Here is a 22,719-nt window from a genome sequence, read left to right as displayed (position 1 = left end):
GTCACAATTGCTTATTTACTGATTTCTGCTCCTACTGCCCGAAGCCATTCTTCCACTTCTTTTGCCTTCCTGCGCAGGTTATTTAAAGTCTCCTGCTGGCCCATAAAGGTCTTTCCTGTTTGTTCCACCACCTGGCTGGCAGCGTCATACTGTTTCGTAATCAGCTCGCCGTCTCCTACAGACTGATCCAGACTCTCTGCCAGGGCAAGAATCTGGGGAACAAGATTTCTGGTTTCCGTCTCTTCCAGCCTGGAAGCATAAGAGCCAAACCCTTCCGCCGCTTTCTCCAGACGGGCGTTATGCTCATTCCAAATCTGGGTCAAATACAGCACCTGGGTCTCAGCCTCTTTCAGCCGTTCCTCCATCTTCTGCATTTTCTCCGCCATAAAAGCAGCGGACTGATGGTATTTGCCTGATAAATCTCTGACTTTCTCTGCCGCTTCCACAAACTGTACGCCATCCTCTCCCAGCCTTCCTGCTTCAATAGCCGCATTCAGCGCAAGGATTCCCATCTGCTTCTCCATCTCTTCCATTTCCCCGATACGCTTTCCCATTTCTCCCATCTCCTGGCGCATACCGGTAGCCGCCAGCTCCAGCACTTCTTCCGGAGAAGTAAGCTTCCTTCCCTGTTCTATCATTTCCAGAAGTTCCTTCTCTCTCCGGTAGATCCCTTCAATGGATCTCTGATATGTGCCATCCGCCAGCCCTGCCTTATTGGCTAAAATCACAATCTTTTTCTGAAGCTCACGGTTTCTGACATTCTGCCGCTTAGCTTCTCCGGCGGCACCCTTCACTGCCTGGGTCAATTTCTCCATCTGGCTGTCCAGCTCGTTCTGGCTCTCTTCCATGGAAGCAATTCCTGTTTCCGTTTCTTTCTGCACCAACCGCATTTTATTTGTCACCTCTGATAATTTCTTCAAATATTTATCTGCCTCCGCCTGTTTGGAAAGCAGTTCACGTTCCAGTTCCTCCTGTTTTTTCCCTATTCCGAACATCTGGGTTCCCCTTTCTTACAAAGTGTATCATACTTTACCATTCTATCACATTTTGTCCGCTTCTAACAGTAGTTCTTTACAATTATCTGTAAACTTTCCCTGCCATTGTACACATTAATTTCCGGATAATAAATAAAAGATACCCGAATTTCGCTGTTTTGGCCGGACATGGCCTGTTTCAGCGCATAGTTTCCGAATTTGCCGCGCAAAAAATCCAGAAATACTTCCGTCTCTCCAAAATATACTGCACTCATGACGGTTCCTCCCTGGCTCTGCACCTGCATCCGGCACACATTATGATTCTTTCCAAGAATCTGCAGTGACAGAATATGTAAATTTTTATCTGCAAAAATCGGCTTTTCATTTGATTTTCCAAAGGGCTCTAAAAGATTCATTTCCTGTATCAGAGGTTTTGAAATATAGTCCAGAGGCATAGGCACGTCAATCACAATTTTCCCCTTCAAATTTTCGTCAGTCAAAGTAGTGTTTTCATTTAATCTCTGCCGAAACTGCTCCACATGCTCCTGGGGCAGAGACAGCCCAGCCGCCATGGGATGTCCTCCGAACCTGGTAAATAATTCTTTGCATTTTGACATCTCTTCATACATGGAATAGCTTTCAATGGAACGGCCGGAACCTTTTACTCCATCTTCGCCGGAAGTCAGTACAAATACCGGGCGGTGATACCGTTCCCTGACACGCCCGGCAATAATTCCCGCCAGGCTTTCATGACAGTCCGGCAGATAAATCACCAGAACTTTATCTTCTTTTAAGGAAGTTTCTTCCACCTGTTTCACCGCCTGTTTCACGCCCTGTTCTGTCATTTCTTTCCGGCTCACATTCAAATCATACAAATCCCCTGCATACTCTGCCGCTGTTTGCTCATCCTCTGCCAGCAGCATCTTAAGGGCCCGGTAAGCCGTGTCAAGCCTTCCGCTGGCATTGAGACAGGGACCCAGCACAAATCCGATATGATACGCCTTTATTTTACCCAGCTCAATCTGATTCCTGGCTGCCAGCGCCCGCATTCCATAATTTTTTGTTCGATTTAAGGATTTTAAACCTTCTTTCACCAGAATTCTATTCTCTCCTGTCAGCGGCATCACATCCCCTACCGTGGCAAAAGCTGCATTTTCCAGATATGCGAAAGCTTTTTCCGGAAGAAATTTCATCCTTTCAAACAATGCCTGCACCAACTTGAAAGCCACCGCCCCGCCGCACAGCTCTTTAAATGGATAGGGACAATTCGGCTGCTTGGGATTCACCACTGCATCCGCCGGCGGTATACAAAAGATTTTCTCCCCATCTTCCTTCTGCTCATAGGGAACCTCATGGTGATCTGTGATAATCACCGTCATTCCCAGCTCTTTTGCCAGAGCCAGTTCCGCTTCTGCAGCAATCCCATTATCACAGGTAAGAATGGTATCCACGCCTTCTTCAGCCGCCTGACGCACCAGCCGCTCATTGACTCCATATCCGTCTGCCATCCGGTCAGGAATGGCATAGTCCGCCGCTGCCCTGCATTCTCTCAAAGCCGAATACAAAATATACACAGACTGGATTCCGTCAATATCATAATCCCCAATAATGCGGATTTTTTTTCTTTTTTGAATCTTTTCCTGCAAAATTGATACGGCGCGCTCCATATCTTTCATTTTCTTCGGCTCATGAAGATGTTCCAGGTTTCCATGAAGATATTCCTCTATGGCTTCTTCTCCCAGCACATCTCTGTTCCGTATAATCCTGGCTGTTACCTGATCAATTCCAAACTGCTCTGATATTTTCTTAAAATCCGCCTTTTTGGCAGATACTACCCATTTTTCCATACTGTTCTCCATTTCAGAAATGATTATTTTCCACCCTCTGAATCATTATTTCCCCAAAAACCTTTTCCATGCCCATCTGGGATGCGCCAGTTCCATGCCAAATTATATCACAAAACCCGTTATTTTTCATTTTCATTGATTTTCTTTTTGAAAAAGGATATAATGTCACAAAAAGCAAAGGAGTATCGCATTTCATGAACCCGTTAGATTTAGCAGATATTTTAAGAAATCATACTGTTTATATCCAAACTCACAACTTTCCGGACCCGGACGCCATTGCCAGCGCCTTCGGCCTCCAACAGTTTCTGGATTTCCATGGCGTCAGCGCCATGCTCTGTTATGATGGAAAAATCGATCGGCTCAGCGCCAAGAAAATGCTGGATACCTTCGGAATCACGATGCATTCCAAAAACGACCTTCCGGATATGGCCAGGGAGGATCTGATTGTTCTGGTAGATTCCCAGAAAAAGAACAGCAATGTGACTGATTTAATCGGAGATGAAGTGGCGTGCATTGACCATCATCCTGTGTTCGTCTCTTATCAATACCTGTATCAGGACATCCGGCCGGTAGGCGCATGCTCCTCCATTATTGCTTCTTATTATGAGCAGACTGACACGCCCATTTCCCCTGCCTGCGCCGCTGCACTGGCCTACGGCATTAAAATGGATACGGCGGATTTCTGCCGGGGAACCGCTGCACTGGATACAGAGATGCTTTCTTTTCTGTTTGCTCAGGCTGATTGGGAACTGGTTACTAGAATGTACTCCAATACCATGGAATTTGATGATTTGCGGGCATACGGCGCCGCCATACAGAATATAAAAATTTTCGGCGGCACCGGCTTTGCCTATATCCCTTTCCACTGCGCCAATGCATTGATTGCCATTATTTCTGATTTTATTTTATCCCTGGACGTGGTACATATTGCCATTATCTATGCAAAACAAACCAATGGGCTGCGCTTTTCCATCCGCTGTGAGCAGAACCGGATTCATGCCGGCAACCTGATCGCCCGGGTTTTAAAACCCTGGGGAAGCGGCGGCGGACATCCTTCCATGGCCGGAGGCATCATTCCTTTGGAGCATATTCCTTTGCTGGGAGAGGATATGCATACTGCACTTCAGGATGCATTTTTAAATGAAATCATAAAAATGGAACAAGCTTTACGCAATGACAGGTCTGCCATATAGCAGACCTGTATCTTTTCAAACTATTATAACTCACAATTCTTCACAGTTCTCGGAAATGGCACCACATCCCGGATATTTGTCATGCCTGTCAGATACATTACGCACCGTTCAAATCCCAGACCGAACCCTGCATGCCTTGCCGTTCCATATTTCCGCAAATCCAGATAGAAATCATAGTCCTCTTTTTCTAACCCAAGTTCCTCCATCCGCTGACAGAGTTTCTCATAATCGTCTTCCCTCTGGCTTCCGCCGATAATCTCCCCGATTCCCGGCACCAGACAATCTACAGCGGCAACGGTTTTGTTGTCAGGATTCAGCTTCATATAAAATGCCTTGATTTCCTTCGGATAATCTGTCACAAACACCGGACGCTTGAACACCTCTTCGGTCAGATAACGCTCATGCTCCGTCTGCAGATCTGCACCCCAGGATACCTTATATTCAAAGTTTTCGTTATTTTTCTCAAGGATCTCAATGGCCTCTGTATAAGTCACATGGGCAAAATCAGAATCCACCACATGATTGAGACGCTCTAACAGGCCCTTGTCCACAAACTGATTGAAAAACTGCATCTCCTCCGGCGCATGCTCCAGGACATACCGGATAATATATTTCAGCATGCTTTCCGCCAGAATCATATCATCCTCCAGATCTGCAAAAGCAATTTCCGGCTCAATCATCCAAAATTCCGCCGCATGTCTGGTGGTGTTGGAATTCTCTGCACGGAAAGTTGGACCGAAGGTATAAATATTCTTAAAGGCCATGGCGTAAGTTTCCCCATTTAACTGACCGCTTACCGTAAGGTTGGTGGGCTTGCCGAAAAAGTCCTGGGTAAAGTCTACAGCCCCCTGATCATCCTTGGGAACATCCTTCAAATCCAGTGTGGTTACCTGGAACATTTCTCCCGCTCCTTCACAGTCGCTTCCGGTAATCAGCGGCGTGTGCACATACACAAAATCCCTCTCCTGGAAAAATTTGTGTATGGCGTAAGCAATCAGGGAACGCACCCGGAACACTGCTTCAAAGGTATTGGTTCGGGGACGCAGATGAGAAATAGTCCTTAAATATTCAAAGCTGTGACGCTTTTTCTGCAGCGGATAATCCGGCGTAGACTGTCCCTCCACCAGCACCTCTTCTGCCTGAATTTCAAAAGGCTGCTTTGCCTGAGGGGTAGCCACCAGCTTTCCTCTTACCATAATGGCCGCTCCCACATTTAATTTCTCCACCTCCGCAAAATTGGAAAGCCCATCGTGGTACACCACCTGCAGGGGTTCAAAAAATGTTCCGTCATTGACCACGATAAATCCAAAATTCTTAGAATTACGAATGCTTCTCACCCATCCCCCGATGGTAACCTCCTGTTCTAAAAACTCCTCTTTCCTGCGGTAAAGGTCTTTAATATTCGTCAGTTTCCATTCCATAGCTCTTCTCCTTTATTTTCATTTCCTTCGGCTTACTCGTTTGCCGTTTCTATCATTCTTCGCCTTTTCGTCCTTTTTCACAAATTTCCATTTATTTCCCTTAGTTTACTCTTCCGCTGTTTCTTTCTCTCCAGTCTCCTGACCTTCTTCGGACGTTTCTTTCTCTCCAGTCTCCTGGCCTTCTTCGGACGTCTCTTCCCCGGCGCCTTTTGCTTCCCCGGAATTCTCTCCATAGGTAATCTTCGCATTTTTCGTCAGCATGTCTATTGTCTTTTCTCTCAGATAAACATTTCTGACATATTCTTCCCCGTGCTGTTCAAGCAGGGCTTCTTCACTCTCGTATCCATATTCTTCCACAACGCTTTTCTTATATTCTTCAAATTCCTCGTCGCTGATTTCAATCTTTTCTTTCTGAGCAATGGCTTCAATGATCAATTCCCCTTCCAGCGTCTCAGTCACAAGCTGCTCTGCCTGGGCGTTAAAATCTTCTTCCGTAAAACCAGATGTTGACAGATAATCTTCCAGCTTCATGCCGTAAGCTTCCAGGTTCGCATTAAACCGAGCCATATATTCGTCCATCCTCTGATCTAAAAGCCCATCGGGAAATTCTTTCACCTTGCAGACCTCCTTCAGCTTCTGAATCACTGCGGCCTGGGTTTCCTGTTCCTTAGTGACTTCTTTGCTCTCCTCCAACTGGGTTCTGACGCCGTTCTCAAAATCCTCCACGGTCTTGTAACCCTGGGAGGACATATTTTTCTCCACAAATGCATCATCCAGCATATCATAAGTCATATCTGACTTATTGACAATTTTATTCACAGTCACATTGAATACTACCGCCTGTCCTGCCAGCTCCGCATTCTGATATCCTTCGGGAAACGTCAAATCCAGGGCAACCTTCTCTCCTACTTTAACTCCAATCAAACCTTCCTCAAATCCGTCAATAAAGCTGTTGGAGCCGATTTCCAGCACTGCCCCCTGGGCTGTCCCGCCGTTAAAGGCTTCGCCGTCTTTCAGTCCCTCATAGTCAATGTTGACAAAATCGCCGTCTTCCACCGTATCCTTCTCTGTGTCCTCGTACACCGGATACGCCAGCAATGCATTCGTTACTTCATTCTTTACATCCTCATCTGTAACCTCATAGGAGCCAAGGCTTACCTCCAACCCCATATATTCTCCCAATTCCACATAATCTGCCGCATTATATTCAATGGCCTCTTTCTGATCCTCTGAGCCGCCTGTTTCCTCTTTGTCCGTACTTTCTTTCTGATCGCTGTTTTCTTTCTGGTTTGTTCCGCAGCCGCCCAGTAAAGCCGCTGTACATACTGCACACAGCAGTAACATGATTTTTTTCTTCATAAAGCATTTACCTTTCTTTTCTGAATATGAAACAACAAAAACTTTTCACAGTAATAAAGAATATCACATTTTTTCCAAAATGAAAAGGTTTCCAGTTACAAAACACAAATAATACACAAAATATTAAGAAACATGTCCAGGCACAATAACGTCATACTCTTTGCCATCACGCTGCAATTGTGCTATACTTATGGAAATAGTCATACAGCCCATAAACGCTGAAAAGGAGTCGATTATGAACCATTTAACTTTATTGACAGACCTGTACGAACTGACAATGATGCAGGGCTATTTTAAAACCGACAACAACGAAACCGTCGTTTTTGACGCATTTTACCGGACAAACCCCAGCAACGGCGGATACGCCGTCTGTGCAGGATTAGAGCAAATTATCGAATACATCAAAGATCTGCATTTTTCGGAAGATGATATTTCCTATCTGAGAAGCACAGGAATTTTCGGAGAGGATTTCCTGGAATACTTAAAAGATTTCCAGTTTTCCGGCGATATTTACGCCATTCCGGAGGGCACGGTGATTTTCCCAAGAGAACCGCTGATCAAAGTGATTGCGCCTATTATGGAAGCCCAGCTTATTGAAACAGCCATTTTAAATATCTTAAACCATCAGAGCCTGATTGCCACCAAAGCCGCCCGGGTCTGCTATGCCGCTGACAAAGACAGTGTAATGGAATTCGGCCTGCGCCGGGCACAGGGGCCGGATGCCGGCGTTTACGGAGCAAGAGCCGCCATCATCGGCGGATGCTGCGGCACCTCCAATGTACTGTGCGGGCAGATGTTTGACGTTCCGGTAAAAGGCACCCATGCCCACAGCTGGATTATGAGCTTTTCTGACGAATACGCCGCCTTCAAAAAATATGCTGAACTCTACCCTTCTGCCTGTATTCTGCTGGTGGATACCTATGACACCTTAAAATCTGGCGTTCCCAACGCAATCCGGGTATTTACGGAAATGAGGGAAGCTGGAATTCCCCTGAGTTTTTACGGCGTCCGCATGGACAGCGGCGACCTTGCCTATCTGTCAAAAATTGTTCGGAATATGTTAGACGAAGCAGGATTTCATGACGCCGTTATCTCCGCTTCCAACGATTTGGACGAGTATCTGATTGAAAACCTGAAGGCCCAGGGCTCCAAAATTACCTCCTGGGGCGTAGGCACCAACCTGATTACCTCCAAAGACTGTCCTGCCTTCGGCGGCGTATACAAGCTGGCGGCCATTCAGGATAAAGACGGGAATTTTCTCCCTAAAATCAAGCTTTCAGAAAACACGGAAAAGGTCACAAATCCCGGCAATAAAACCATTTACCGGATATATGATAAATTTTCCGGCAAAATTAAAGCAGATCTCATCTGCCTTGCGGATGAAGTCTATGACACCGACAAAAATCTGCGTCTCTTTGATTCCTTAGAGACCTGGAAGCGCACCACCCTGGCCGGAGGAACTTACACCATGCGGGAACTGCTGGTGAAGGTTTTTGAAAATGGAACCTGTATCTATGAATCCCCGAAGGTAATGGAGATTCAAAAATATTGCAATCAGGAAAAAGACACCCTTTGGAATGAAACGAAACGTTTTGCAAATCCCCATGAGGTGTATGTGGATTTATCAGATGAACTGTTTGATATGAAACGGAAAATTCTGAATGAATATTCTCTGGAAAGCAGCAGCGCCCAAGAGGTTTCGCTATGATGAAAACAAAAAAAGATATGGCTTCCGGCGACATTTTCACAATTCCTCTTTTTCTTCCATCCTATCAGGAATGGACAAAGACGGAGGAACTCATAGATTATAAACGATATCAATTCCACGAGGATGACATTTATGCGTTCGGACGGCTCATCGAACTGCAAACCGGAAATATGAATCTGATTGAAATTTTTTCTTATGTGGGAAAAATACCAGAAAGCCCCGAAGCAATCATTCATTCCGGACGGCTTTTGGAACCTGTAATGATGGTAGGCGCTTTTTCAAAAGGACGCTGGCGGTTTTTATTTGAGAATCCCCATTATGATAAATGGACGGATTCAGACTATGAAAACATTTCGTTCTTCCTGAGCATGGGAATGACGCTTTGGAAGGGCGGGGAACAACTTCCCATTACACAGCAGCAGAACAGAGAATTAAAAGAATCAGGCGTCTCTGATATGATTGTACATGGCAGTGTGAATTTAGAAGTTAAAATTCGTTCCCTGCTTGCTATGCAGGGATTGGAACTGAATTATGAGCAGACTGTAGAAGAGCGTAGGAACCAATATCCCAAACCAAGGGATTTGGACAAGAAATTAAAAGAAACCATTGCGCCTTTTCGCTGGTTCTCAGACACTGGCAGATATTCCTTAAGCTTAGATGCCGGTCTGCTGAATGAAGACGGCTTTACCAAAAACAATATGCTGGGAAACGGATATGACTGGGAAAAAACCGCATCTTTTTTTATTGAAACCTATATGCCCAGCTTCAAAGAAAAATTTACCTTTGACTGTGAAGCAGACACTTTTTCGGTGCAGTCTTCTTCCAAAAAACCGCTGAAAGAATTTGCCCTTGCCTTTCACAAATTTACAATGGACAGAAACGCTTTTGAAGAATTATTAGAACGCATCAAAAGCGGTGATTAAGCTTCATATAATCGTGTTTAAAAATCTTTTCTGTCAGATACATTTTTCAAACACGCTCTAGCCTGGACATTTCCGGCAGCCCCTGCGGAAATGTCCAGACAGAAAAATCTTTCCTACTTATTTTTTCAAAAATTCCTCAACTTCTTTGGCCGATGCATGGCGCAAATCCAGAAATCCTTCCTCTCCATCTTTTACCAGATGAATTCCTTTTTTCTCTTCTTCCACCATATTGTCAATCACCAGGAGCCGAAAGCCCTGTTCCACTTCATATTCGTCCACATAGGCTTCCTGCTCGTCATCCCACCTGTTTTCATAAAGCTGGTATCCGGAAAAGTCCAGATCGGAAATCTCTTCCCCTTTCGCCGCCAATTCTTTGACTTCCTGAATGGTAAATTCACTTTTCCAGACAAAATTATCCCATTCTTCCACGTCAAAAGGCTCATCACTGTAATCCTCCGGCTCTCCCCGGTTCACCGCAAGCCTGAATTTTTCCCCCAGATATACCTGGTTCATCAGCTGTCCTTCGAGATCCGCCATAATCTCTTCTCCGTCCACAACGTCAATGGGTTCCTGTTCCTCTTCCGAAACTGCCCAGTAATGGTACAGCCGCAGCTCCATCCAATCGCATTCTATAGCAGGAAGGCCAACGCTCAGCTCACCTGCAAAAGTAATTCTGCTGCCATTCCTGCTCTCCGGATAGTAAAACACCTGATTTCCCAGACTGTCTATGCCTTCCAGATAATATTCCGCCTCTCTTTTTTCACCTAGAATTTCCGCCTCAATCCGGCTGTCCACCGGAGTGATTACCAGATCTTTGATTTTCAGTTCCATGCCCTCTCCCAACGGGAAAGTTTTATCATATGACATCTTCAGGGTATTCCAGGCAAGCTCCTCGCTTGTGACCGTAAACCCAAAATCAAAGGCAATTTCATTTTTCTCATCCAGCAGATCCTCTGCATTTTTATAGGCCAGAAAATGAAGCCGAATATCCGTGATTTTTTCCGGAAGGTCTTTTACTTCCAACATAAATACATGGTCAGGCTCTATTTTATCTTCAATACTGCCTGCATTCTCCCACTCACCGTCATATACCGGCGTCTCATCGGTGTAGGTGGAAAGCTTCTGTTTTTCTCCATTGATCGTTACAAATTCTCCTGGCACAAACAGCCCCTCCGGTTCCTCCGTATGGATTGTCACAGAAGCGTATATCTTATGATCCGCCAGGATCACTTCATGTAAGGTAACCGTAAAGCCTTCTTTTTCCTGCTCCTTATTGATAATTTCCGCATAGGGAGACAAATCCTTCTCCACTTGCCATATCTGCCCGATTTTTGTTACAATTCCTTTCACCGCCGCCTGCACTCTGGGGCTGCCCGCCATGAGAATCACAAAGACAATGGCTGCCGCCGCGCCTGCTATCCTGCGGCGGTATAAATAAAACGCCTGCATCCTGGTTCTCTGCCATTCTTTTCCTGCTTCCTCCACCAGCTTGTCATCAATGTTCCCAAAGACTTCTGCAAAATCAAACTCTTTTTTCATTCCATCCTCCTTCACTGTCCCATCACCTCCTGCTCCAGAATACGAAATAATTTCTTGCGGTTTCTGCATAAATTTGTCTTAATGCATCCTGCCGACGCCTTATGTCTTTTGGCAATCTCACAGATCGGATCAAGATACCAGTACCGCCGGATAAAGATATCCCGGTCCGCTTTTGGCAGCTTCCACAGAAATTTTTCAATTTCCTCCAATAATTTCTTCTCTGCCATCTGCTCTTCAATGGTATAAGATAAAGACAACTCATCCATTTCAAAGCACACATCCGCCCTGTGGGCGTCCGGCCGTTTTGCCGCATGCTTTTTGCGGAAGCAGTCTATGGCAAGACCTCTGGTAATTCTTCCCACAAAGACTGCCAGACGGGAAGGTCTTTTGGGCGGCATATAATTCCAGGCTGACAGCCAGGTGTCATTCAGGCATTCTTCCGAATCCTCATGGTTCATAAGAAGGTTCCAGGCAATTTTGTAGCAATATCCGGAATATTTGCCGCTCAGTTCCTCTATCGCCGCCTCTTTCCGTTCCCAGAATAAATCTATGATCGCTGTATCTTCCATAATATCCTCCTTTCCCTGTTCACTCTATAAGTCGGATAAAATCAGAGAAGGTTACAGGATTTTCCGTTTATTCTTACTGTTTTCCAGCTTATAGGCAAAAATATGGTTCAAGGACTGCAGTTCCCTCACAGCAGCGCATCTAATTCCATAGGTTTCACAATAGCTTTACAGAACCCTGCCTTTTTTGTATAATGAACCTATCAGCAAGGTTTTTAGATTTCAAACAGCCAATCTCTCAGAAAGGAGAACATAATGTCAATGCCTCTTTTACAACCAACCCTATATACCCTTGATTATATTTATCAGCTTCCGGAAGGCAAACGGTCAGAATTGATTGACGGACAGATTTACGATATGGCTCCGCCTACCCGCATCCATCAGGAAATTGTTTCTGGACTCCACTATAAAATTCGTGATTTCATTGATTCCAAACATGGTTCCTGCCGGGTCTATCCCGCTCCATTTGCAGTTTTCCTGAACGCAGATGACAGGAATTATGTGGAGCCTGATATTTCCGTTGTCTGCCAAACTGACAAGCTGAATGAGAAGGGCTGTAACGGAGCTCCAGACTGGATTATCGAAATCGCTTCCCCTGGAACAAAATACGTGGATTACGGCGTCAAGCTGTACAAATACCGCACCGCCGGAGTGCGGGAATACTGGATTGTAAACCCTATGACCAGGATTGTCAATGTTTATGATTTTGAGCATGAAGTGAAAACCGATCAATATACTTTCCAGGATGAGATTCCATCCTGCATTTACAGTGAACTTATCCTTCGGCTGGAAGATCTTCTGTATTAGCCGCGCCTGAGCGACATCAGCCTTACATGCGAGTGCGCATCCTGCCCGGAGGACTTTTATCTTATAGGAAAGTCATGAACTTTAACAGTTCACAGCAACACGGTCTGTCCGATAAGATATGATAAAATAACATTACTCATAATGCCGATAATTTTGATACCCCCGCCAGACAGAGATTCCCAGGGTCACAACCCCAATCGCCGGAAGGTACCGCAGCCATCTTGCAGGAACGGTAAAAATTCCTGGATGAGGCAGATATATTGGCATGGAGTAACAGGAAATCCGCATTACATCCATGAAGATCCATCCCCAAAAATAATTTGCTGTTCCCATTTTAGACAGCATGGGAAACATTACCCGATCCACCCCATAGGGCAAAATAAAAAAAATCATTCCAACCGTCGCCGCTGATACAGGCCGCCTGCATTTGGAAGAAAAAAACAGCGTGACGCTGACATTTAAAAGAACAGAGGCTAATCCTGACAGGAATAAAATTCCCAAAAAATTCCCTATGCTTCCATATCTGGCGTTTATCTGGAAATCGGCGGCGCCGGCTTCCAATCCGTCCCAACCATAAACTGCAGTCGTCATTCCAAACAAAAAAATCACCATCAGAAGATAAGACAGCACTCCAAGAGCCATGGCCGCTTCTATTTTCCTGCGGATATCCCTGGATTTTCCCTGATTTGTACACAGCAGAAGTTCTGTGGTATTCCTGCTGTATTCTTCAGAAAACGCCGGCGCCGCCATTAGTACCAGCCATACATTCAAAAAGGTTACTGCAAAGTACCAGATGTCCTGCAATTTTTCCCAGCCCTTTGTATATCCAAACCGGAATTCCCCGTCAACATAATATTTCCCATAATTTTCCCATGCCTCCCCTGTGGAAAATTCTGTAGGACGCTGTTCGGTCTGTAAAAAGTCCGTCATCTTATCTGTCACAAACTGGCTGCAGAAATTCCCCTCTCTGACTGTGATATATTCCATATCTGTTCTGCCAATATAACCGGAAAATCCAAAACGCGCTACGATATCCTCTGCTTTCTCCATTGTAAATATGCCCTCATATTCTTTCGCCAGCTTACGATCCATCTGTATGGCTTCCAATCCCTGGTATACCGTCCCATCTATTTCTGTCCTGGTTCCATCTGCTTCCTGATAAAAAACAAGCATAAAAAATCCCACCATTCCAAACAAGATCAGATTCATCACCGGCCTTGCCGCTATCTTATAAAATTCCATCTTTAACAATCTCATGGCCTGCCTCCTGTTCTTCTATACTCGTGGGCCAAATGACTTCTCCCTTGTTCCATAAAGGTACACATCCTCCAGATTAGGCGGAATCCGCACCGCTCCCTCCACAGGCTGCGTATCCGAAACAATCCGAAGAACCACTTTTCCATCTTCCGTATTCTTAAGATTACTAACAGTAAATTGCTGATTTAAAAGCTCCGCCTGCTCCGGTTCCTTTACGCATTCCCAGACGTTTCCCTCCACCGTCTTTAAAATCTTTTGCAAGTTTCCTGATTCTGTAATTTTTCCCCCTTTCATTATCAGTATTTCATCTGCGATATACTCAATATCCGATACGATATGGGAAGACAGCAGAACCATTCTGTCCCGGCCCAGCGCACTGATCATATTCCGAAACCGGATGCGTTCCCGGGGGTCTAAGCCCGAGGTAGGCTCATCCAGAATCAGGATTTCCGGATCATTCAACAGGGATTGGGCAATTCCCATCCGGCGTATCATACCTCCGGAAAGCGTTTTTATTTTCTCTTTTCCGGATTTGGCAAGCCCGGTAAACTGCAGAAGCTTTTCAATTCTTTCCACGGCCAGCTCCGGCGGCACTGCCTTCAGCTCTGCCAGATATTCCAGATAACGCCAGACTGTAAAATTCGGATAATAACCCAGATCCTGAGGAAGATACCCCAGCTTCCTTCGATATTCCCCGGCCATTTTCCCAATTTCCTGCCCGTCGCAGAGAATTTCTCCGGAAGTGGGTTTCAGCACTCCCACCATCATGCGCAGCAGCGTGGTCTTTCCCGCTCCATTCGCACCCAGCAGACCGTAAATTCCCTTGCCAAAGGTAAATTCCAGCCGGTCTACAGCAATCTTCTGCTTGTAATGTCTGCTTACCCTGTCTAATTTTAATTCCAACACAAAATCTCTCCTTCCTCAAGCCTGCGGTAAATCAGACTTATTTCCCGTATCAGCCACAGGATAGCCGCCGCCAGCGCAACGATCCACAAGCCGAAATAAGTCAAAGTATACCATCTCGGGCTGCTTAAGGGAATCAAAGACGCCGCCCCGCACACCGCCGCAGCTCCCGCCTGCAGGTATTCTCCCTTCCGGCCCCGCAGCATAGTAAATACCAGAAGCTGCACTGCATTGGACAGCAGAAAAGGCACCAGAAGGTACACCAAAGCCCGGAACATGCCGCAGGATGTATTTCCTGCAATGACAGCAACCATCACTGTAAGCAGCAAGATGTCCAGAAAACCGAAGAGAATCATCTTCACACACCACACCTGCTTAAAATTCAAATAACAGGACTGCTCCAATTCCATCATTCCAATGGCGCTGCTTCTGCTCAGCTCTATCATCAGAAAAATTCCCATACCGGAAGCCGCCACGGATGCTGTGCCCAGATAAGTCAGCATCCCTTCCTCCACCCACTGGAAATATCCCAGCAGCACTACCGTCAAAAACAAACACAAAAGCTGCCCGCCCAGGCAGAACCTGGAAATGTATTTTAGCTGTCCCCGAAATATTTCCCACAAAGAAGGACAGTATACATATCGTTTTTCCTCCACTGCCTTTCCAATATTCCTAAGAATCTGCTGCTTCCTTTGCCGGTCAATTTGAATTTCCTCTAAAATAATTTTTTCTTTCACTTTGTCCTCCTTCTGTCCTGATATTGGCCTGTGGCACGACTGGTTAAGCAAAATAGGGGGTTACTGTAAGTCTCCTTTATTCAGGCTCTTTTTCAATTTTTCTGTTCCCTGGCGGATTCTGGACTTTACTGTTCCAATTCCCGTCTCTGTCATCCGGGCAATTTCCCGGTATTTAAACCCATACCCATAATAGAGAATCATTGCCTCCCGCTGCATCTGGGGAAGCTCCTCTGTCAACTGCTGCACGGTAATCAGCAATTCCTCCTGCTGCGATCTGGCTTTCACAACATTTTCTTCTCTGCCTGAGATTTCCTGCTGCCAGAACGCTTCTTTTTCCTGCTTGCGTTTCCTGCTTCTGAAATAATCCACGCACACATTTCTTGCAATGGTAAGCAGATATCCCTTCAAGTTCCGGTAATGGTAATGCTCCACAGACCGGATAAAATGCAGAAACGTCTCCTGGGTCAAATCACCGGCGTCCTGGCTGCTTCCAGTCTGACAGCAGCAAAAACGGTAAATATCATCATAATATTTCTCTGCAATGGTATTCAGATATTCTTTTTTTCCCCGTTGGATCTCCCGGATCAGTTCTCTGTCGTTCAATGCCTGGCGCTCCTTTGCTCTGTCTTATGTTAAATATAACGTATCCTTTGCTGAAAAGGTTTTATTATTCTGAAATTTTTCTAAAATTTCCGCAAGTCTGTTGACTGTTATCCTCTTTTAATTTATAATTCAAAAACCAAACATTTGTTTGCTCTTATCATAAAATCATAACAAAAGAAAATCTTCTTTTTCTATAGGATAAATTTACAAAAGTCCCGATCAACAACCTTGACAGCAGAATAGCATCACAGACTTTATGCCTTTTCCCTTTCCAGTATAATAAAACTATCAGATCAACGCCATATGCCAGGAAGGGAAGTGATGGAAAGTGAGTGATAAGTACATGCCAGCCAATGCAGAAGTTGTGGAAATATTAGCGCGTAAATCAGAACGAATGAGAATGTTAAATGATTTAAAAGAATGTAAGAATTTTGAAGATCATCAGAAATTAGTCAAGAAATATAAGATCCTTTGTGCAAATGATAAAGAATAACTGCTGGTAAAACAATCCAGATTCGAAAGTTAGTGAAAGTAACCTGATATAAGAGGCGTAAAGCCCGTTTTGTTCCTGTTACCCCGGCGGTTAAATGTCAACGAATTTTACGCAGATGGAAATTTAATCAAGTATAAACGTTGATATTTAACCGCATATTCATGATAATCTGGATACCATCTTCTTTCCTACGGCAACTCCGTGGCCATACGCCCGGCTTTGCCGGAACGGAGATGGCTCCACAGAGAAACCATCGCGCTTAAGATCAGCACCAGATAGAAATTCAGCCCCCGGGTCACGCACATGGAAGCGGTAAGATAAGCTCCCGGAAAAATCATAGAAAAGGCTGTCTTATACATCATCTCCGTAATTCCCTGGGCCCCTGGCAGAGGCAGCATATCGACTGCAATATAGATGGCAGCCTGCAGGCTCATAACCGTAAATGCACTGGCTCCTTCCAGTCCAAGTCCCCGGTAAATCAGCCAGGTAAGAAAAAATACGCTGCATCTTTGTATCACGGTAAAAGCGATAACTGCAGCTATCTTGCTTTTATTTTTCAGGAAAAACAGCACCGCTTCATGATACTGATCCGCCATCTCAATCAGCTTCTCCGTCCGCTCCCTGGAAGATTTCAGCAGACGAAATTTCTTTAAGATCTTTTCACCGCCGATTACAATTCCCTTGAAACATTTGGGGCTTACCATAATAAACAGCAAAATTACCACAAGAGCCGTATTCAAAAACAGCCCCAGATAATACAGATATAAATACTTCTTCAAATACACAGACAGCGGTTCATGGTAAAAAAACAAAATTCCCACGCCCATCACCACAAGGACAAATTTGTAAATCACTGCTACCGTCATCAGCACCACCGTGCTGTCCGATACCTTGTGGCCTTCCTTCTGCATATAATAAAGCTGCATGGGCTGCCCTCCGGTGGCAGAAGGCGTAATTCCTGAAAAGAAGAATCCCACAAAGGAATATTTTACACAGGTGGCTGCTTTTGTCCTGTAATTCAGCGACCGGAGAAGATAGCAAATCATCAGTCCCTCTGCCGATACAAAAAAGATTGCTGTGGCAGCGGCAGCGCACAGATATGCCGGATGTAATTTTTTCATAGCCGCAACTACCGCAGCCATATCGTTTCCTTTAAAAATAGCGCTAATTGTCAGTGCCACCAGCAATAAAAGAACTCCTGCACTGATTAAATTTTTCCGATTCATAAATTCTACTGCTCCATTCCCGATATCAACATGCTTTCTGTTCCAACCCTTCAGGCAAATTAAGCCACGCCATTTCTCACATAAGACAGCTTCCGCATTGCCTGACGGAAAAATCCCGGATTTTTGACAGGGTAACGCAGGCAGCTCTCATTAAATTCATGCAGCGTTCCCTCAAATTCCAGATTGGTATCCTTCAGTTCATAGAAATCCCTTGGAGTTACCAGGGAAAAGTGTTTGCCAAAGAGATCCAGCCCGTTATCCTCCAGAATACTTGCCACAAAAGAAGAACAGGTGTAATGGTTCTTCTGATAAAAAGGTATATTACATAATAACATGGGAAGGCCAAGGATACAATAATGAAACTGAAATCTCCTGGAAAAACATTCCTGCAATTGCCTGGATATATTTTCCTTCTGTTCCTTCGTGCATTCCATGCTTACAATCTTGTATTTCGCTGAGGGAAATACCTGTTCAATTTTCCTTGCATCTTCCTTTTCAAAGCCTGCCAGAATCGGAACAGCCGGATTCCTCCTGCCCACACTGTAGGCTTCATTCAGCTCTTCGTCCATAGAAAGCACCACATGTATGTAATCAATGCCAATCACCCTGCGTATCACAGATGCAAACAATCCCGGTGTATCCACTAATGCCAAATATAATTTTTCCATATTGTCCTCTTTTCTTCCTGTAAGTATTGTTTCTAATTAAATTTGTAAAATTTCTGAGCTGTCTTGTATCCTGCCAGCGTAAGCCCTGCGCCAAATTTCCCTGGAAGAAAGGTAAATCCGCTTAACGTTCGGAAACGCAGCGTCTGATACAGCTTCCTGTCATGGTTTTTCACATAATTCCAAAGCATTTCCCTTTTCTCCCATGCTTCCGGCGTTCCGATTAACAGCAGATGAATCGAAGAGATCGCCATCATAATCGAAATATTCCGTGTCAGATAATCTGCCAGCTTGGGATGTTTTTCTCTGACCTTTTCTAAATCGCTGCAGCCGGAAACCAGCTTAGTAACCCGGATCTGCTGATCAATCCGCTGCATCAGAACCTTTTCATTCACCGACTGGTCTTCCCTTCCCAGAAAATAATGGTACATATCCAGGTTCAGGTAACAAAGCGTCTTCACATAAGGCAGCGGCTGGTTGGCAAAAATATTATCCACATAAAAGGTATGCTTGGGCAGCTTCACTCCTGACTGTCTCAGCACTTCCGTCCTGAAAAACAAGGAGTGCATCACCAGATATTGGGAGGGACGGAAATGACGGATATCATCCCAGCCGCAGACCTGATTTTCCCTTAACACATTTTTATAGCCCATCCGCTTGGTTTTATTTTCATAAAAATGATCATAAATGTAATTGCATATAATTAAATCTACCTCTGTACCATTCTTTTCCCACTGACGGATTCTCCGGATCAGTTTCTTAAGCTCCCCTTCGTCCAGCCAGTCGTCGGAATCCACCACCTTGAAATATCTTCCCTCTGCCAGCGCAAGCCCTGCATTGACTCCGGCCCCGTGACCACCGTTTTCCTGGTGCACCACCCGGACAATTTCCGGATAATTCCTGGCGTAATTATCTGCAATTTCTCCGGTGCCGTCTGTAGAACCATCATCTACAATAATAATCTCAACACATTCATCTCCGCTGAGCAAACTGTCAATACACCGCTCCATATAGTCTTCTGAATTATAACAGGGCACCGTAAATGTAATGTCTTTCATCATCTTTTCTCTCCTACTGCTTTTTGCTTCTATCTTATTTAACGAAAATATTCTTGATATTTCTTCATAAAATTTCTTAATATTTTTTTAAGAATGAAAATAACCTCTCTGCTTGATAAAACATTATGCTGTATCACCTTCCTGTATATCAATTTTCTTCATTATACGTAATCTTCCTTAATTCTGCATTGTCTTTACCTTACAGTTATCTTACATTTCTGTTAGAATGCCGGAATATTTTTACATTAAAAAGGCCGGACACTTTTCACAACGAAAAATGTCCGGCGCTTCCATATGCTTTTTCTTTCAAGTTCTGTGAAACTGTCAGAAAACAATTTCTTCCAAATCCATCTACGGAACCGCTTCGCCCCGTTCCTTCTCCACAATCTCTCTCCATTCTTCCAGAGAACGGCTTCCAGAATAAGTTTCACCTACAATATTTCCTTCTTTATCTACAAAAAATGTTTCCGGAACCGCATTAATCCCTGCAAGCCTGCCGCCCAGATACCCGGCGTCCGGAATCAGAAAGGGATAGGCTGCTCCTGTTTTTTCCGCCAGAAGCTTTGCCTGTTCTACTGTTTCTGGGTCTGCATTGCCAGAACCATTCGCTGCATCCAGCACAATTCCTACAATATTTACGCCCTGCTCTTTCACTTCCTCAGACAACTCCTGCAGATCAGGAATTTCATTTACACAGGGGGTACACCAGGTTGTAAACACATTTACCATCGTCAGATCATAATCCGCAAACATTTCCTGGGTAAAAGAATTGCCCTCAATATCCTCCATCGCAAATTCTCCGATATTTTCCATGCTCCCCATCGTTTCCTGCTTCCCGGAATCCAAAGGCTCCTGAAGGGAATCCGCTTCTGCGGATGGAGCCTTTTCATTCTTTCCCTCTTCGGCAGAATTGTTTCCTTCCGAGCCGCAGCCGGCAAGCAAAGCCAGACAAAAGAAGCCGGACAGGAACATCCTGCTAATTCTTTTTTTAAGTATCATGGTCCATTTTCTCCTTTTCACATATTTCCTTTCGATAATTCATGAACTTTTTCTCAGGGTAGATGCATAATAATTCCCAATGCTGTTTTGGGCACGGAATCTGTGCCGTCTTCGCCGGGTACCGCCTTCCCTATAATTGCAAATTTATATTTCCAGATAGTTTTCTTCATTTTTCTTCACCTGGCACTCCTGCATCGAAACATCATTTTCCGGCAAGGCAATGGGAAGGTCGATTTTTATGTCCGTTTCAATCATAGCTTTTTGAATCACTTTCTCTTCCGAAGTAATCGTCTCATTAGCTTCATTGACCTTATCTTGTGTATCAGTTCCTTTCGTCCCATCCTTCTGCTCTGTTTCTTTCCAATCCGATGCGGTTTCCCCTTTCTTAGCCGGCTCCGTCTTTTCTGATTTGGGATTGGTCAGAAGGCAGGCGCCTCCTGTTCATTGGTAATAAACTAACTTTAGTTTATCGTCAATAAACTAATGTGTCAACAGAATATTTCATATATTCAGACATCATACACGCCCCGGCAGCATTTGCTTTTTTAATCTCAGGAAGATTTTCCGGGCATATTCCTCCAATGGCATACACCGGCATCGTTACGCTGCCGCAGATTTCCTCCAGAAATGCAATTCCTCTGGGCGGCGCGCCCCGCTTACAGTCAGTGGCAAAAATGTGGCCTGCCGTCAGGTAAGCGGCTCCCAGCCGTTTTGCCGTTTTTGCTTCCTCCAGAGAGTGAATCGAAACGCCAATGTGTTTTACTTCCAAAAAAGGATGATTATCAGGAAAAAGGCTCTGTTCTTCCCGATATTTTTTCAAGAGAAAAAGGGGCAGATGCAGACTGGAACATCCCATCCGGCGGACCACTGACAGATGGGTGTGGGGAATAATCAGGGCTGAATTGTTTCCTTGCTTCTCAGATGCATTCCATATCCGGCCAAACAGCTCCAGATATGCTTCCTTTGGCAGATTTTTCTCCCTGACAATTAAAATATCTGGTTTTCTCCGAATATCTTCCTGCCTAGATACATCTGCCCTGTTCGGAAGCTCCTTCTGCCTGGACAAACAATCTTTTTCAGGGACGGCAAGCCCAATCAGAAATTCCGCATATTCCTCCAGAGTTCCGCCTCCATGGAACTTACGGTAGAGCCCATAATCGGAAACGGCAATCCGCTTAAACGTACACATAATCATTCATCACAGGCTGCAGTCCCTGTGTTCGAAGGGCGGCAAGCACCTCCGATACATTCCTTTGATCCGCAATCTCAAACTGGCTGTCCCCCTGCCTTTCTACCTCGCCGGAATGGTTTCCGATGCCGGTGCTGACTCCTGCAGAAATTTTTGTCGCCGCCAGCCCCACCACATGATCCCTGAACTGTGCCCGCTCCCTTGTGGAAATGGTCATGCCTGCAAATGGCAGAAACAGCCGGTATGCGCACATAATCTGTAAAAGCTGGCGTTCCGTCACCTTTTCTTTCGCTGTCCACACAGCATCTTCCTCCGGCTTTTGTTCTGCCGGCGCACACTCCCCGACCCAGGCGTGAACCGGCCGGAGTCTTGGGCAGGAGAAAGAAATTTCCGCATAAGGATATTTCCGCTGTATGTAATAAGCATGAAGTCCCGTGGCAAACGCGTCCTTATGATAGTCTGACAGTCCCAGCAATGCAGCAAAAGCCACGCCGCGCATTCCCCCAAGCAGCGCCCGCTCCTGGGCATGAAAGCGATAAGGAAATACACGTTTCTGTCCTGCCGGATGCAACAATTCGTACTGTTTTGGATCATAGGTTTCCTGAAACACCGTCACATAATCTGCCCCGCAGTCCCGAAGACGCCTGTAATCCTCAGAATTCATGGGATACACCTCAAGACCTACCATTTTAAAATATTTCCGGGCGGTTTTACAGGCTTCCCCAATATATTCCACATCGGACTGACTGCGGCTCTCCCCGGTGAGTATCAGAATTTCCTCCAGCCCGTCTTCGGCGATTGCCGCCATTTCTTTCTCAATTTCCTCCTGGCTCAGTCTCATTCTCTGAATACGATTTTGGCAGTTGAATCCGCAATATACACAGTGGTTTTCACAGTAATTAGAAATATAAACAGGCGTAAACAGGTACACGGAGCTGCCGAAATGCTTCTGGGTCTCCTCCTTTGCTTTTCCCGCCATTTCCTCCAGAAACGGCTCTGCAGCCGGAGACAATAGTGCGGCAAAATCCTCTATGGTCCTGCGTTCTGCCTGTAAGGCGTTTTTCACCTCCTGCCCGGTATAACGCCGGGGCTGATACGCTTCTCTTGCCGCCAGCACTTTATCCAAAATATCTGAATTAATCTGTTCCATCCCGTCCTTATATTCCATGCAGCTGGTTCTTTTCCTCTGATTTTCTTCCATATGATTTCTCCATTCTGAAATAAATTTTCTCTGCTAAACGAAATTTACAGC

The 22,719-nt window shown here is 45.1% G+C and carries 22 protein-coding genes; 5 read left to right on the top strand and 17 right to left on the bottom strand.

Annotated elements, in window-relative coordinates; genetic code table 11:
- Positions 1-11: 11 nt before the first annotated feature.
- Both E5329_RS02235 and recJ read right to left on the bottom strand, forming a co-directional pair.
- Positions 12-995, bottom strand: coding sequence for a methyl-accepting chemotaxis protein (locus E5329_RS02235; protein WP_135987954.1), 984 nt, complete (start codon positions 993-995; stop codon positions 12-14).
- 62 nt (positions 996-1,057) lie between these two features.
- Positions 1,058-2,821 (bottom strand): single-stranded-DNA-specific exonuclease RecJ, encoded by a 1,764-nt coding sequence (recJ, locus tag E5329_RS02230; RefSeq protein WP_135987953.1) that lies wholly within the window; start codon positions 2,819-2,821, stop codon positions 1,058-1,060.
- Between the two features lie 194 nt (positions 2,822-3,015).
- Between recJ and E5329_RS02225 the strand changes: the two genes are divergently transcribed.
- Positions 3,016-4,014, top strand: coding sequence for a DHH family phosphoesterase (locus tag E5329_RS02225; protein WP_135987952.1), 999 nt, complete (start codon positions 3,016-3,018; stop codon positions 4,012-4,014).
- A 23-nt stretch (positions 4,015-4,037) separates the two neighbouring features.
- Here E5329_RS02225 and asnS read toward each other — a convergent pair whose 3' ends face one another.
- Both asnS and tig read right to left on the bottom strand, forming a co-directional pair.
- Positions 4,038-5,435 (bottom strand): asparagine--tRNA ligase, encoded by a 1,398-nt coding sequence (gene asnS / locus E5329_RS02220; RefSeq protein WP_135987951.1) that lies wholly within the window; start codon positions 5,433-5,435, stop codon positions 4,038-4,040.
- A gap of 105 nt (positions 5,436-5,540) precedes the next feature.
- The gene (gene tig, locus E5329_RS02215) at positions 5,541-6,794 is read right to left on the bottom strand and encodes a trigger factor (RefSeq protein WP_135987950.1); all 1,254 of its coding nucleotides are present in this window, start codon (positions 6,792-6,794) and stop codon (positions 5,541-5,543) included.
- A 235-nt stretch (positions 6,795-7,029) separates the two neighbouring features.
- Here tig and E5329_RS02210 point away from each other — a divergent pair, with 235 nt between their 5' ends.
- Together E5329_RS02210 and E5329_RS02205 are read left to right on the top strand one after the other, a co-directional pair.
- Entirely contained in the window at positions 7,030-8,502 is a 1,473-nt protein-coding gene (locus E5329_RS02210) for a nicotinate phosphoribosyltransferase (RefSeq protein ID WP_135987949.1), read from the top strand.
- Positions 8,499-9,425 carry an Imm51 family immunity protein gene (locus E5329_RS02205; RefSeq protein WP_135987948.1) on the top strand — a complete coding sequence of 309 codons (927 nt, stop codon included), beginning with the start codon at positions 8,499-8,501 and terminating at the stop codon, positions 9,423-9,425. The genes E5329_RS02210 and E5329_RS02205 overlap by 4 nt, the downstream gene beginning before the upstream one ends.
- 117 nt (positions 9,426-9,542) lie before the next feature.
- On the opposite strand, the gene E5329_RS02200 is transcribed toward E5329_RS02205, so the two are convergent.
- Positions 9,543-10,964 carry a DUF4179 domain-containing protein gene (locus tag E5329_RS02200; RefSeq protein WP_168356486.1) on the bottom strand — a complete coding sequence of 474 codons (1,422 nt, stop codon included), beginning with the start codon at positions 10,962-10,964 and terminating at the stop codon, positions 9,543-9,545.
- 11 nt (positions 10,965-10,975) lie between these two features.
- The gene (locus E5329_RS02195) at positions 10,976-11,533 is read right to left on the bottom strand and encodes an RNA polymerase sigma factor (RefSeq protein WP_135987946.1); all 558 of its coding nucleotides are present in this window, start codon (positions 11,531-11,533) and stop codon (positions 10,976-10,978) included.
- Between the two features lie 258 nt (positions 11,534-11,791).
- On the opposite strand from E5329_RS02195, the gene E5329_RS02190 reads away from it, so the two are divergent.
- A complete protein-coding gene (locus E5329_RS02190; RefSeq protein WP_135988033.1) occupies positions 11,792-12,337 on the top strand; it encodes a Uma2 family endonuclease in 546 nt (181 codons plus the stop codon).
- Positions 12,338-12,469: 132 nt separating this feature from the next.
- Here the strand turns inward: E5329_RS02190 and E5329_RS02185 are convergent, their stop codons facing one another.
- The 4 genes from E5329_RS02185 to E5329_RS02170 are packed head-to-tail and all read right to left on the bottom strand — an operon-like array spanning position 12,470 to position 15,837.
- Positions 12,470-13,594, bottom strand: coding sequence for an ABC transporter permease (locus E5329_RS02185; RefSeq protein ID WP_135987945.1), 1,125 nt, complete (start codon positions 13,592-13,594; stop codon positions 12,470-12,472).
- An 18-nt stretch (positions 13,595-13,612) separates the two neighbouring features.
- Complete coding sequence (locus E5329_RS02180; RefSeq protein WP_135987944.1) at positions 13,613-14,500, bottom strand: ABC transporter ATP-binding protein; 888 nt, start codon at positions 14,498-14,500, stop codon at positions 13,613-13,615.
- Positions 14,488-15,234 (bottom strand): hypothetical protein, encoded by a 747-nt coding sequence (locus E5329_RS02175; protein WP_135987943.1) that lies wholly within the window; start codon positions 15,232-15,234, stop codon positions 14,488-14,490. Before E5329_RS02175 ends, E5329_RS02180 begins: the two co-directional genes overlap by 13 nt.
- A gap of 60 nt (positions 15,235-15,294) precedes the next feature.
- Positions 15,295-15,837 (bottom strand): RNA polymerase sigma factor, encoded by a 543-nt coding sequence (locus E5329_RS02170; RefSeq protein ID WP_135987942.1) that lies wholly within the window; start codon positions 15,835-15,837, stop codon positions 15,295-15,297.
- Positions 15,838-16,165: 328 nt separating this feature from the next.
- Here E5329_RS02170 and E5329_RS29590 point away from each other — a divergent pair, with 328 nt between their 5' ends.
- Positions 16,166-16,330 (top strand): hypothetical protein, encoded by a 165-nt coding sequence (locus E5329_RS29590; protein WP_168356485.1) that lies wholly within the window; start codon positions 16,166-16,168, stop codon positions 16,328-16,330.
- 188 nt (positions 16,331-16,518) lie between these two features.
- Here the strand turns inward: E5329_RS29590 and E5329_RS02165 are convergent, their stop codons facing one another.
- The 7 genes from E5329_RS02165 to thiH all read right to left on the bottom strand — a co-directional run bounded on the left by E5329_RS02165 (position 16,519) and on the right by thiH (position 22,668).
- Complete coding sequence (locus tag E5329_RS02165) at positions 16,519-17,556, bottom strand: lysylphosphatidylglycerol synthase transmembrane domain-containing protein (RefSeq protein ID WP_135987941.1); 1,038 nt, start codon at positions 17,554-17,556, stop codon at positions 16,519-16,521.
- Positions 17,557-17,615: 59 nt separating this feature from the next.
- The gene (locus tag E5329_RS02160; protein ID WP_135987940.1) at positions 17,616-18,224 is read right to left on the bottom strand and encodes a hypothetical protein; all 609 of its coding nucleotides are present in this window, start codon (positions 18,222-18,224) and stop codon (positions 17,616-17,618) included.
- 32 nt (positions 18,225-18,256) lie between these two features.
- Positions 18,257-19,279, bottom strand: coding sequence for a glycosyltransferase family 2 protein (locus E5329_RS02155; RefSeq protein WP_135988032.1), 1,023 nt, complete (start codon positions 19,277-19,279; stop codon positions 18,257-18,259).
- Between the two features lie 351 nt (positions 19,280-19,630).
- On the bottom strand, positions 19,631-20,278 hold the full coding sequence (locus E5329_RS02150) for a TlpA family protein disulfide reductase (RefSeq protein ID WP_135987939.1): 648 nt from the start codon (positions 20,276-20,278) through the stop codon (positions 19,631-19,633).
- 144 nt (positions 20,279-20,422) lie between these two features.
- A complete protein-coding gene (locus E5329_RS30355; RefSeq protein WP_275442928.1) occupies positions 20,423-20,548 on the bottom strand; it encodes a hypothetical protein in 126 nt (41 codons plus the stop codon).
- Between the two features lie 202 nt (positions 20,549-20,750).
- Positions 20,751-21,473, bottom strand: coding sequence for a thiamine phosphate synthase (locus tag E5329_RS02145; protein ID WP_135987938.1), 723 nt, complete (start codon positions 21,471-21,473; stop codon positions 20,751-20,753).
- On the bottom strand, positions 21,454-22,668 hold the full coding sequence (gene thiH / locus E5329_RS02140) for a 2-iminoacetate synthase ThiH (RefSeq protein ID WP_135987937.1): 1,215 nt from the start codon (positions 22,666-22,668) through the stop codon (positions 21,454-21,456). The genes E5329_RS02145 and thiH overlap by 20 nt, the downstream gene beginning before the upstream one ends.
- Positions 22,669-22,719 lie beyond the last annotated feature (51 nt).

It is taken from the genome of Petralouisia muris, from assembly GCF_004793545.1.
Classification (GTDB): Bacteria; Bacillota; Clostridia; order Lachnospirales; family Lachnospiraceae; genus Petralouisia; species Petralouisia muris.
Note: the sequence above shows the minus strand (reverse complement) of the source record. Positions and strands in the feature narration are given on the sequence as shown.

What these genes read in the sequence shown, in the direction of transcription:
- E5329_RS02235 (WP_135987954.1), bottom strand. Translation starts at nt 995, where the DNA reads ATGTTCGGAATAGGGAAAAAACAGGAGGAACTGGAACGTGAACTGCTT.
- recJ (WP_135987953.1), bottom strand. Translation starts at nt 2,821, where the DNA reads ATGGAAAAATGGGTAGTATCTGCCAAAAAGGCGGATTTTAAGAAAATA.
- E5329_RS02225 (WP_135987952.1), top strand. Translation starts at nt 3,016, where the DNA reads ATGAACCCGTTAGATTTAGCAGATATTTTAAGAAATCATACTGTTTAT.
- asnS (WP_135987951.1), bottom strand. Translation starts at nt 5,435, where the DNA reads ATGGAATGGAAACTGACGAATATTAAAGACCTTTACCGCAGGAAAGAG.
- tig (WP_135987950.1), bottom strand. Translation starts at nt 6,794, where the DNA reads ATGAAGAAAAAAATCATGTTACTGCTGTGTGCAGTATGTACAGCGGCT.
- E5329_RS02210 (WP_135987949.1), top strand. Translation starts at nt 7,030, where the DNA reads ATGAACCATTTAACTTTATTGACAGACCTGTACGAACTGACAATGATG.
- E5329_RS02205 (WP_135987948.1), top strand. Translation starts at nt 8,499, where the DNA reads ATGATGAAAACAAAAAAAGATATGGCTTCCGGCGACATTTTCACAATT.
- E5329_RS02200 (WP_168356486.1), bottom strand. Translation starts at nt 10,964, where the DNA reads ATGAAAAAAGAGTTTGATTTTGCAGAAGTCTTTGGGAACATTGATGAC.
- E5329_RS02195 (WP_135987946.1), bottom strand. Translation starts at nt 11,533, where the DNA reads ATGGAAGATACAGCGATCATAGATTTATTCTGGGAACGGAAAGAGGCG.
- E5329_RS02190 (WP_135988033.1), top strand. Translation starts at nt 11,792, where the DNA reads ATGCCTCTTTTACAACCAACCCTATATACCCTTGATTATATTTATCAG.
- E5329_RS02185 (WP_135987945.1), bottom strand. Translation starts at nt 13,594, where the DNA reads ATGAGATTGTTAAAGATGGAATTTTATAAGATAGCGGCAAGGCCGGTG.
- E5329_RS02165 (WP_135987941.1), bottom strand. Translation starts at nt 17,556, where the DNA reads ATGAATCGGAAAAATTTAATCAGTGCAGGAGTTCTTTTATTGCTGGTG.
- E5329_RS02160 (WP_135987940.1), bottom strand. Translation starts at nt 18,224, where the DNA reads ATGGAAAAATTATATTTGGCATTAGTGGATACACCGGGATTGTTTGCA.
- E5329_RS02155 (WP_135988032.1), bottom strand. Translation starts at nt 19,279, where the DNA reads ATGAAAGACATTACATTTACGGTGCCCTGTTATAATTCAGAAGACTAT.
- E5329_RS02150 (WP_135987939.1), bottom strand. Translation starts at nt 20,278, where the DNA reads ATGATACTTAAAAAAAGAATTAGCAGGATGTTCCTGTCCGGCTTCTTT.
- E5329_RS02145 (WP_135987938.1), bottom strand. Translation starts at nt 21,473, where the DNA reads ATGATTATGTGTACGTTTAAGCGGATTGCCGTTTCCGATTATGGGCTC.
- thiH (WP_135987937.1), bottom strand. Translation starts at nt 22,668, where the DNA reads ATGGAAGAAAATCAGAGGAAAAGAACCAGCTGCATGGAATATAAGGAC.